The sequence below is a fragment of the Meridianimaribacter sp. CL38 genome, assembly GCF_004328055.1.
In the GTDB taxonomy this organism is placed as follows: Bacteria; Bacteroidota; Bacteroidia; order Flavobacteriales; family Flavobacteriaceae; genus Gaetbulibacter_B; species Gaetbulibacter_B jejuensis.
Map to the genome: position 1 here is coordinate 18136 of NZ_QKWS01000005.1, position 10607 is coordinate 28742.

Annotated in this window: 10 protein-coding genes; 7 read left to right on the forward strand and 3 right to left on the reverse strand. The window is 32.4% G+C overall.

Going from position 1 to position 10607, the window contains the following annotated elements; translation table 11 throughout:
• Positions 1–68 precede the first annotated feature (68 nt).
• The 4 genes from DMZ43_RS12245 (at position 69) to DMZ43_RS12260 (ending at position 4173) form a co-directional block, all read left to right on the forward strand.
• Positions 69–779 (forward strand): hypothetical protein, encoded by a 711-nt coding sequence (locus DMZ43_RS12245; RefSeq protein ID WP_131508638.1) that lies wholly within the window; start codon positions 69–71, stop codon positions 777–779.
• Positions 757–1446 (forward strand): hypothetical protein, encoded by a 690-nt coding sequence (locus DMZ43_RS12250; RefSeq protein ID WP_131508640.1) that lies wholly within the window; start codon positions 757–759, stop codon positions 1444–1446. The genes DMZ43_RS12245 and DMZ43_RS12250 overlap by 23 nt, the downstream gene beginning before the upstream one ends.
• 156 nt (positions 1447–1602) lie before the next feature.
• The gene (locus tag DMZ43_RS12255; protein WP_131508642.1) at positions 1603–2979 is read left to right on the forward strand and encodes a DUF1800 family protein; all 1377 of its coding nucleotides are present in this window, start codon (positions 1603–1605) and stop codon (positions 2977–2979) included.
• Positions 2980–2982: 3 nt separating this feature from the next.
• Positions 2983–4173: a DUF1501 domain-containing protein gene (locus DMZ43_RS12260; RefSeq protein ID WP_131508644.1), complete on the forward strand. Its 1191-nt coding sequence runs from the start codon at positions 2983–2985 to the stop codon at positions 4171–4173.
• Between the two features lie 159 nt (positions 4174–4332).
• On the opposite strand, the gene DMZ43_RS12265 is transcribed toward DMZ43_RS12260, so the two are convergent.
• From DMZ43_RS12265 to DMZ43_RS12275, 3 genes are all read right to left on the reverse strand, one after another.
• Positions 4333–5466 (reverse strand): ATP-binding protein, encoded by a 1134-nt coding sequence (locus tag DMZ43_RS12265; protein ID WP_131508646.1) that lies wholly within the window; start codon positions 5464–5466, stop codon positions 4333–4335.
• A 40-nt stretch (positions 5467–5506) separates the two neighbouring features.
• The gene (locus DMZ43_RS12270; protein WP_131508648.1) at positions 5507–6259 is read right to left on the reverse strand and encodes an SDR family NAD(P)-dependent oxidoreductase; all 753 of its coding nucleotides are present in this window, start codon (positions 6257–6259) and stop codon (positions 5507–5509) included.
• 330 nt (positions 6260–6589) lie between these two features.
• On the reverse strand, positions 6590–7453 hold the full coding sequence (locus DMZ43_RS12275; protein ID WP_131508650.1) for an aldo/keto reductase family oxidoreductase: 864 nt from the start codon (positions 7451–7453) through the stop codon (positions 6590–6592).
• A gap of 217 nt (positions 7454–7670) precedes the next feature.
• Between DMZ43_RS12275 and DMZ43_RS12280 the strand changes: the two genes are divergently transcribed.
• From DMZ43_RS12280 to DMZ43_RS12290, 3 genes are all read left to right on the forward strand, one after another.
• The gene (locus DMZ43_RS12280) at positions 7671–8447 is read left to right on the forward strand and encodes a DUF4382 domain-containing protein (RefSeq protein WP_129760992.1); all 777 of its coding nucleotides are present in this window, start codon (positions 7671–7673) and stop codon (positions 8445–8447) included.
• A 153-nt stretch (positions 8448–8600) separates the two neighbouring features.
• Complete coding sequence (locus DMZ43_RS12285; RefSeq protein ID WP_129760824.1) at positions 8601–9605, forward strand: MoxR family ATPase; 1005 nt, start codon at positions 8601–8603, stop codon at positions 9603–9605.
• Between the two features lie 108 nt (positions 9606–9713).
• Positions 9714–10580, forward strand: coding sequence for a DUF58 domain-containing protein (locus DMZ43_RS12290; RefSeq protein WP_131508652.1), 867 nt, complete (start codon positions 9714–9716; stop codon positions 10578–10580).
• Positions 10581–10607 lie beyond the last annotated feature (27 nt).

A 10607-nucleotide genomic window follows, 5' to 3' on the forward strand; every position in this document is an offset into this window, starting at 1 on the left:
TTTAGTTTTAACACTTTTTGACGCAACCTTTTCTTACAAAATACATCTTTTGTGTATATAAATACTTTATGGCTCAACTAAAGATAATTTTAAGACGCTTTATATTATTTCTGTTATTCACTTTACTTATAGCTTGTGAAACACGGTTTGAAGATAATACCAGAATTTTAGTTAAAGGGAGTGTAAAAGATCAATATGATTTAGCAATACAAAATGCACAAATAAATGTCTACACAAGCCGTGTTACTTCTTTTTTAGGTGGAGAACAAGAGTTTTTACTTGGAAGCGGTTTTTCAGATTCAAATGGTGAATTTTCTGTAGTTTCTCTTTTTGATAAAGATGAAGACTTTTCGGTTGAAATAGATGCAGGTCCAAACTATTCAAAATATGTTTATACAACCAGTACAATTAATTATGAACCTACAAATTTGACTTTTGATTTAGGAAATAGAATTCTATTAGAGTTGACTGCTGTAAACTATACTATCAATAGAATTAGCGAAGAGGGAAATAACATTCAGTATTCATTTAGATTTACTGGTGAGTTTTGCTCAGAAGTATATGATGAAGGAGTATTAAATATTGAAGATTCTCAATGTAATACGCAACAGCTTTTAAATGGTATTTTAAATGACAGTACACCTGATATAGAGGGAGATTTTTATGCTCCCATTGGTACAGAAGTTGTATTTATTTATTCAGTTAATGAAGCTCCTGAAAGCACTGAAACATTCATAGTTGAAAACAATAGTAATAATGAGTTTATATTTTCCTATTAAGACATTTTATGTTGCTGTTTTTGTGTTGTTTGCGTTCAGTGCTTTTTCCCAGTCAAGTTCTGAAAAGGATAGCGTGAGTTCAAATATTTCTTATGAAAATAATAGACAACGTTTTGGATTTTTTTCTATGGGTTATCATAATCCAAACACAACAGGAGATAATTTCATGGGAGATGGTTTACAAGGTAAATCGGGTTTTGATTTTAAATTTCAAATGTATGTTTATAAACAATTTTTTTTAGGTCTTTACACAGGTGCAAGTTATTTTGATGTTAAAGATGTTGAATTGGTTGGCAACTATAAAAAATCAACATTAAATGAAAGTTATCTATATATTGGGTATGAGTTTTTGCCAGCTGATAGAATGCGATTAGGAGCATTAGCTTCGTTTTATGGAGACTCAAGATTTAAAAATTACTATTCCAAAACAAGTAATGTGTATCAAGTAGACAAAGGAAACCTTAATAGTTTTGGAGTCTATTTCAATTATGAATTAAGTAGTCACTTTATGATTTATATTGACTATGCTTATAGAACTACCAAAACGGAAATAAATACTTCAACTGAGCTGAACCAATTCTTCGAAAAAGGCAAATATCATAGCATAGGAATAGGCTTAATTTTTGCATTAGGCAGTAAAGATGTGTTATCTACCTTCATAGACTAGTTTGAAAGAATTCATTGATTAAAAATCAGTGATATTGTTAATCTATTAAGTAAAAATTGAAAGCTTTAACAAACTTTTAGTGTTGTTTTTAAAATTTTTGGAACTGTTTTTGAGTTATTGTTTTAAACGTTTCAGGTTTCTGTAAGTCAAACATATATGAATCAAAAGCACATTCTACACCTGTACTGGAGAGCGGGTTTTGGTATTACACCAAAGCAAATAGAGCAACTTATTGGTAAAACCAAAACACAGGTAGTTGATACGCTCTTTAGGCAATCTTCAAAGACTACTCCTTTAGTAATCGACTTAATTGAACTCGAAAGCTTTTCTGTTGATAGGCTTAAAAAGAGTAAATCCACTAGAATAGATTTCAATAAAATAAGTCGAGAAAAAATACTTGAATTTAATGGTGCTTGGATGCAAAGACTCACTAATACTAATGAGTTGCTACGAGAAAAAATGACTTTGTTTTGGGCAAATCATTTTGTTGTAAAAGAAGATAATGCAGTATTTGTTCAGCAATATAACAATGTTTTAAGACAACATGCTTTGGGTAATTTTGGCGATTTTGTGAAGGCCATATCCAAAGAGCCTGCAATGATAAAGTACCTTAATACCAAACAGAACCGAAAACAAAGCCCTAACGAGAATTTTGCCAGAGAATTAATGGAACTTTTTACTTTAGGAACAGGCCATTACACTGAGCAAGATATTAAGCAGAGTGCAAAAGCATTTACAGGATATAATCATGACTTTGAAGGTGATTTCAATCTTAGACAAAGACAGCATGACACAGGGTTTAAATACTTTTTTGGTAAGGCAGGAAAGTATGATGGTGATGATATAATTGACATTATTTTAGAACAAAAACAATGCGCTAAGTTTATATGTGAAAAGGTGTACAAGTATTTTGTGAATGATAGAGTAAATTCAGTTCATATTGAACAGATGGTGAATCAATTTTATCCTAATTATAACATTGAAAAGTTAATGCGTTTTGTTTTTTCAAGTGATTGGTTTTATGCTGAAGAACATATTGGTTCAAAAATAAAATCACCAGTTGAATTAATTGTTGGGATAAATAATACTGTACCATTTAAGCTGAAAAATGAGCGCGATTCTTTAAAAATTCAACGTGTTTTGGGTCAAGTATTACTTTCTCCTCCTAATGTTGCTGGCTGGAAAGGTGGAAGAAGTTGGATAGACAGTAACACAATTATGATTAGGCTAAGATTAGCTTCGGTTTTATTGAATAATGCGTTTATATCTAGTAAAGAAGATGGTGATTTTGTTGATGCTTATAAACAGCGTTTATTAAAAAGAAATAAAAACAAGCTACCTTTTCAAACAGATGCTAAATGGTCGGTTTTTGAGTCTAATTTCAGCAAAACAAAGGTCAATAACCTTAAAGAGTATATTATTCAACAACCTTTAAACAATGGTACGCTGTCTTATCTTAATAATTTAAACAAATCTTCAAAACAAGATGTATGTATTCAACTTATGTCGTTGCCAGAATATCAAATGTGTTAAGTTATGGATAGAAGAAAATTTATAAAAAACTCAACCTTAGCAAGCAGTTTGTTTTTTGTTCCAAGCTTTGTAAAAGCCTTTGAAACAGTAGCAAGTTCTAAACTAGGCTTTAAACGATTGGTCATTATTCAACTGTCAGGAGGAAATGATGGATTAAATACTGTTGTTCCTTTTAGAGATGATTTGTACCATAACGCAAGACCAACAATAGCATTAGGAAAAGACGATGTTTTAAAGTTGAACGATGATATAGGATTACACTCTAGCTTGGGTCCTTTAAAACGATTGTATGATCAAGGTTACTTGTCTATAATAAACAATGTTGGGTACCCAAACCCTAATCGGTCACATTTTAGAGCTACTGACATTTGGCAAACCGCAAGTGGCTCTGAAGAGTATAAGCAGAGTGGTTGGATAGGTCGTTTTTTGGATAATTATGGCGAACATCCTTACAATGCTATTGAAATAGATGACAGTCTTTCATTGGCTTTAAAAGGTGAAGAGTATAATGGTATTGCAACTAAAAACCCTGAAGCATTATTTAAAACCGCAAACGACCCATATTTTAGAGGAGTACTTAACCACTATAATGATGAACACTTAAGTGAACACAATTTGGGCTATTTGTATAAAAGTATGATAGCTGCAGAGTCATCAGCAAAGTACATTTATGAAACTACAAAAACGATTAGTTCAACTCAAGAATATCCTAATAACCAATTTGGAGCGCAGCTAAAAACAATGGCTAAATTTATTAATTCAGGTATTGATACTAAAGTGTTTTATTCCTCTTTAGGAAGTTTTGATACTCATGCAAACCAAAAAGGCACACATAGTAGATTGTTAGAAATTTATGCAGAAAGTATTGAGGCTTTTGTAAAAGATTTGAAACAGCAAAACACCTTTAAAGACACGCTTATTTTAACGTTTTCTGAATTTGGGCGACGCGTAAAACAAAATGCAGGACATGGTACAGATCATGGTTCAGCAAACAATGTATTTATTGTTGGTGAAAACCTAAAGCGACAAGGACTTTACAATGATATGGCTAGCTTATCTAACTTGGATGCCAATGGAGATATAAAATTTGAAATCGATTTTAGGTCTATTTATGCTACAGTATTAAACAAATGGTTAATGGTAGATGACACTAAAATTTTGAACAAAAACTTTATGAATCTAAAGTTTATATAAAACAAAAACCTTACTTCAATGCCGAACTTTTATCGGGAGAAATAAGGTTGATTTGTAATTGATTAATAGCACTGCTAAAATCATAAAAATTAAATATATAGGTAAAAAAATACTATGAGATGCAGAAAAAAATGTATGAACGGTAAATTCAATAAAAAACTAGCTGTATTTCACTTTTCTTAAAATTCTCATCGTGTCTTTATAAAGTGAATACACGTTGCTTTTATGTGCTTTTAAAAATGGTTTAGCTTCGTCAAGTTTATCAATAGCTTCATGAAAAAGGTTGAGGTAACATATTAAGTATGTTGCTGGTAAGTTTAATAAATCTTCTTCTTCATTTTTATTTAAAAGAAGCCCTTTTTTTAGTTTTTCAAGAATTTTATTGTTGGTGTTGTATATATGATGAAGTACTTTTTTGTCGTATTGTGGAGGCTGAAACAGTAGCTGTGTATTAATGTTGTAGTTTGCGTTGTTTTCAAAACTAATTATGGTTTCCTCTAGAGGATAATACTTATAAGAATTTTGAAGTCCAAGGCTAACGTATTCAATTATTTTAAAAGAACTTTCAGTGTATTCAATAGAAACTTCATCGAGTGTTGAATAAAACAAGCGCACTTCTTCGTTTATCAATTTAATATCTACTCTTGAAAAGAATATTTCATTTTTCACTACTTTTTTCTGCCCTGACCAACACACTACAAAGTATTCTTTAAACACCTTATATTGAGGGTTAAAATCTTTACGTTTGGTCATAAAATCAAACACGCCATCAAGTGTGTGTTCTATATTGTTTTGCGCATGAGATTCAATGGCTTCAACAAGTTTTGAATTGACATCTTTTATTTCAATATCAAACACTTTAGGCATGCTCATGCTACCGTCTCTAAAAAAGACTGAGCCACCATAATATTTCCAAATGTTTTTTCTTAATGAAGTAATTTTATCATTAGGTCTAATGGTTACCAAACCCACAACTTTGTCGTCAGGTAAGTGAGGAAATGGAATGTTTTCGTATTGTACAATAGGAGGGTTTGTAAGATAAGCGTTGATGAGGTTTTGAATTTTACTATCGTCAAAAAAATCAACGCCAATAATAGCATTATCTGAATCTTCAACACCAATAACTATATAAGAATTGTTTTTAGGGTTGCTATTAGATAAGGCGCAAATGTGTTTTAAAAATTTAGCTTTTCCTTCCTTTTGACTAATATCAACTTTTCGCTTTTTGTCATAAAAACTGTTCTCATCGTTATGAGCTAGTAGGTTTTTTATGAGTAAGCGTTTATTAATCATAATTTAAATTTCCTGTGAAAGCAGGAATCTATATTATAGTTTAATGTTCTTTTTTTACAATAGTCGAGCTCGCTTGAGCAGTAGGAAATACAAGTAGGTCAGCAATATTTACATGAGTAGGTCGTGTTACTGCAAAATGAATTATTTCAGCAATATCTTCAGCCTGTAGTGCCTTGTAACCTTTGTAAACAGAGTCTGCTTGCTCACCTCCTTTAAAGCGTACTTTAGAAAACTCTGTTTCAACCAAACCAGGATTTATAGCAGTTACTTTTATTCCAAATTCGTTTAAATCTATTCGCATACCTTCAGTAATCGCTAACACTGCATGTTTGCTGGCACAATACACATTGCCTTTTGGATAGACTTCTTTTCCTGCTGATGACCCAATGTTTATAATATGACCTGATTTTCGCTCAGTCATTTGTGGAATAATCGCTTTGCTAACATAAAGTAAACCTTTTACGTTTATATCCATCATTGCGTCCCAATCGTCGAGACTTCCATCTTGTATTGGGTCAAGTCCATGTGCATTTCCTGCATTATTGATTAATATATCAATGGTTTTAAAATTTTCAGGTAACGAAGCAATAGCATCTAGTGTTTCGTTTTTGTGTCTTACATCAAAGTTAAGAGTCACGACATCGGTTTCTTTTTCTAAAGCCTTTTTTACAATCTCCAAACGTTCTTGCCTACGACCACAAAGTATCAAGTTGATACCATGTTTAGCAAATAGGTGTGCTGTTGCTCGTCCAATACCACTTGTGGCTCCAGTGATTAACGCTGTTTTTTTCATAGTCTCTTTTTTTTATTTTCTGGTGGAATTAGGTACTTAGAGTTTTCAGTTTTATAATATGTGTCGATGATGAAAAACATACAAAAACTAAAAATGCAAGTGATACAAATATGCCACGAAAATGAAACAATTTTACTTTCTGTTTTGTCAGGAAAAAATCTAATGATTGCTGCGGTTAATCCCATTAAAAACATTACAGACCAAAAGAGGTATATATTTTTCTGATAGGGAAGTTTAACCATAAAAAAGCCTATAACTATTGAAATAGAAAAATAAACTAATAACCTAAGCATTAATTTAAAGGCTTTTTTCTTCATTATATTTTTTGTTTTAAGGTACTTTATGGCCTTGGCAAGCGGTTAAAATTAAAAACCAATCTTCAAGCTCTAAATCAATAGTAGCAGCCTTTGAGGCAGCAACAATGCGTTCTTTATTAGTAGTTCCAACAACAGGTCTTATTTGAGCAGGATGCTTTAATATCCAAGCCAAAAGCAGTTGGTCTTTTGAGGCGTTATACTTATCGGTTAATGCTTCTAGTTGCTTGTGTATGCGTTGGGTTTGGTTAGTTTCATCTTTAAAAACTGTTCCTAGAGGAGACCAACACATTGGTTTTATACCGTTGGTTAACATATAATCTAATGTGCCATCGTGCATAGCTGTGTGTTGTGTAAGTGAAAACTCAATTTGGTTTACATCTATATCTATTCGTAACCCAAGAAGTTCCATTTGCGAAGGTGTAAAATTTGAAACTCCAAACGATTTTATCTTCCCTTCTTTTTTTAAGATTGTAATAGCTTCAGCAATTTCATTAGGATGCATTAAAGGACTCGGTCTGTGTAATAGTAATACATCTAAGTAATCGGTTTTTAAATGTTTTAAAGAGTTTTCGGCAGACCAGATAATGTAATCTTTACTGTAGTTATAATGCTTCACTTTATTATTGCGGTTTTCAGTAATATACTGCATGCCACATTTACTTATTAGTTGTATGTGTTCTCTATCAATGCCACTTTCTGCAAAGGCATCACCAAATTGAGATTCATTGGTGTAACCTCCATAAATATCAGCATGATCAAAAGTTGTGATTTGTTGTTCTATGCAATGGTGCATAAAGGCCACCATTTCTTTTTTAGAAAACTGTTTTCCCCAATTTCCCCAGGTCATCGTACCTGCAATAATTTTAGAATAGTTCAAGAGATTTTAATGTTTATTGTAATTATCAGATAAAAATACTTAAAACACATTTATTATTAAACTTTTGTTGGTTTATATATTTATTATGAATTGATTATTAGTTGTTTATTCGTGGTTTCATAAGGGGAAACATCTAAAATGCTATTTAGTGCGTACATATTTATGTAACCAAAAAACAATTAATATGATTTTTATGAGACAAGCTAAATTAATTTTAATGTCAGTTTTAACACTAGGTTTCTTAGCATGTAGTGATGATGATACAACAAGTTCTCCACAAGGAACATCAAAGATTTCAGTAAAATTAATGGATGCACCTGGAGATTATGACAATGTATTTGTTGAAGTGGTTGACGTTATGGTTAAAGTAAATGACGACAGTGATGATGATAGTGGATGGGTAAGCGTTGAAGCTATAAATACAGGAGTTTATGATTTACTAGAACTCACAGGAGGAATTAATGTGCTTTTAGCTGATGATTATGAAGTGCCTTCAGGAACACTTAATCAAATACGCTTGGTTTTAGGCGATGACAATACAATTGTAATTGATGGGGAAACACAACCATTAAATACACCTTCAGCGCAACAATCAGGTTTAAAAATTCAAGTAAACGAAACACTGCTCCCAGATTATGAGTATACTTTTCTTTTAGATTTTGATGTAGATGAGTCTGTGGTAATTGCAGGAAACTCAGGAAATATTAATCTAAAGCCTGTTATTAGAGCTTCGGTTGAAGCTGAAACAGGTATTATTAGCGGAAGTGTTTTACCAATAGGAATCCAAACAGAAGTTAGTGCAACCAATGGTGTTGATACTGTATCTGCCTTTGTAGATGAATCAGGTTATTTCCAATTAGTAGGATTAGCTTCAGGAAGCTATACTGTTACAATAACTCCTGATGTAAGTTCTGAATTGCCAATACAGACTATTGAAAATGTTGAAGTCAATGTAGGCTCAAATACTGATTTAGGCGTTGTAACCTTAGAGTAAATTATTAAAACATATAAATATTTGTTAAAGCGTAGTGCAATTGGCACTACGCTTTATTTTTTAACCAATTATTAACAACAGCACACAAAAAATTTTAACAATTTGCATCACTCAAATAAGCATACTATATTCGAGCTTTTTAAAAACCAAAAAATGATGGAAGATACAAGTACAATTGATATTAAGTCAATTAACGAGAAAATTGAAAAAGAAAGTGCTTTTGTTGATTTACTTACTTTAGAAATGAATAAAGTAATTGTTGGGCAAAAACACATGGTTGAACGATTACTTATCGGATTACTTGGACAAGGACATATCCTTCTAGAAGGTGTTCCTGGGTTAGCAAAAACATTGGCTATTAACACGCTTTCTCAAGCAGTTGATGGTAGTTTTAGCAGAATTCAGTTTACACCAGATTTATTACCTGCCGATGTTACAGGTACATTAATCTACAACATGAAGCAAAACGACTTCTCTATAAAAAAAGGACCAATATTTGCCAATTTTGTACTTGCTGATGAGATTAACAGAGCGCCTGCAAAAGTGCAGTCGGCATTACTAGAAGCGATGCAAGAAAAGCAAGTAACTATTGGTGACGACACCTTTAAATTAGATAAGCCGTTTTTGGTTATGGCAACACAAAACCCTGTTGAGCAAGAAGGAACTTATCCGTTACCTGAAGCACAAGTCGACCGTTTTATGTTGAAAACAGTTATCGATTATCCTAAAATTGAAGAAGAACAATTAATTGTTCGTGCTAACTTAAAAGGTGCTTTCGAAAAAGTAAACCCAGTAGTATCACTTCAACAAATCCTTAATGCTCAAAAAGCAGTTAGAGAAGTGTATATGGATGAAAAAATAGAAAAGTACATCCTCGATATTATTTTTGCTACACGTTATCCTGAAAAATATAAACTAGCCGATTTAAAACCACTAATTTCTTTTGGTGCATCACCTCGTGGAAGTATCAATCTTGCAACTGCTGCAAAATGTTATGCTTTTATAAAGCGTCGTGGATATGTTATTCCTGAAGATGTTAGAGCTGTGGTTTATGATGTGTTACGTCACAGAATTGGAATTACTTACGAAGCCGAAGCCGAAAATGTAACTTCAGTAGACATCATTAATAAAATCGTAAACGAGATTGAAGTACCTTAATTAGTTGGCAGTATTCAGTCGTGAGTCTTCAGTGTAAAACTGAAAACTAATTACTGGATGCTATTTTAGGACTGCTTACTGCATACTGAACACTGCATACTAAAAAAAATGGATACTAAAGAATTACTAAAAAAAGTACGAAAAATAGAGATTAAGACACGTCGATTGTCTGATCATATTTTTGGTGGTGAGTATCACTCAACCTTCAAGGGTCGTGGTATGACTTTTTCTGAAGTAAGGCAGTACCAATATGGTGATGATGTTCGTAATATAGACTGGAATGTAACTGCACGTTATAACGAACCATATATCAAGGTTTTTGAAGAAGAGCGAGAACTTACCATGATGCTTATGGTAGATGTTTCAGGTTCTGAATTTTTTGGAACCGAAGCTCAGTTCAAAAATGAAATTGTAACCGAAATAGCTGCAACACTGGCCTTTTCTGCAACTCAAAACAATGATAAAATCGGACTCATTCTCTTTTCAGATGATGTTGAGCTGTATATTCCACCTAAAAAAGGACGCTCGCATGTACTTCGTATTATACGAGAGCTTATAGAATTTCAACCTAAAAGTAAACAAACCAATGTTGCTGAGGCGTTAAAGTTTCTTTCTAACGTAATGAAAAAGAAAGCCATAGTTTTTGTGCTTAGCGATTTCATTACTGATGACTATAAGCAAACCTTAAAAATAGCATCAGGAAGACACGATGTTACTGGTATTAGGGTTTATGATAAACGCGAAGAAGACATACCAAATATTGGTATGGTACAAATGCAAGATGAAGAAAGTGGCGAGTTAATGCTTGTAAACACTCAGTCTAAAACTGTAAGACGTAACTACAGCAAATATTATAAAGAGCGTGTAGACTATTACAAGGATAGTTTTACAAAATCTGGTGCAGGAACTATTGATTGTCGAGTAGACGAAAGTTATGTAAAAAAGTTGCTAGGGTATTTTAAACGTAGAGGATAAAACAATTTATGATTAACGATTTTAGAA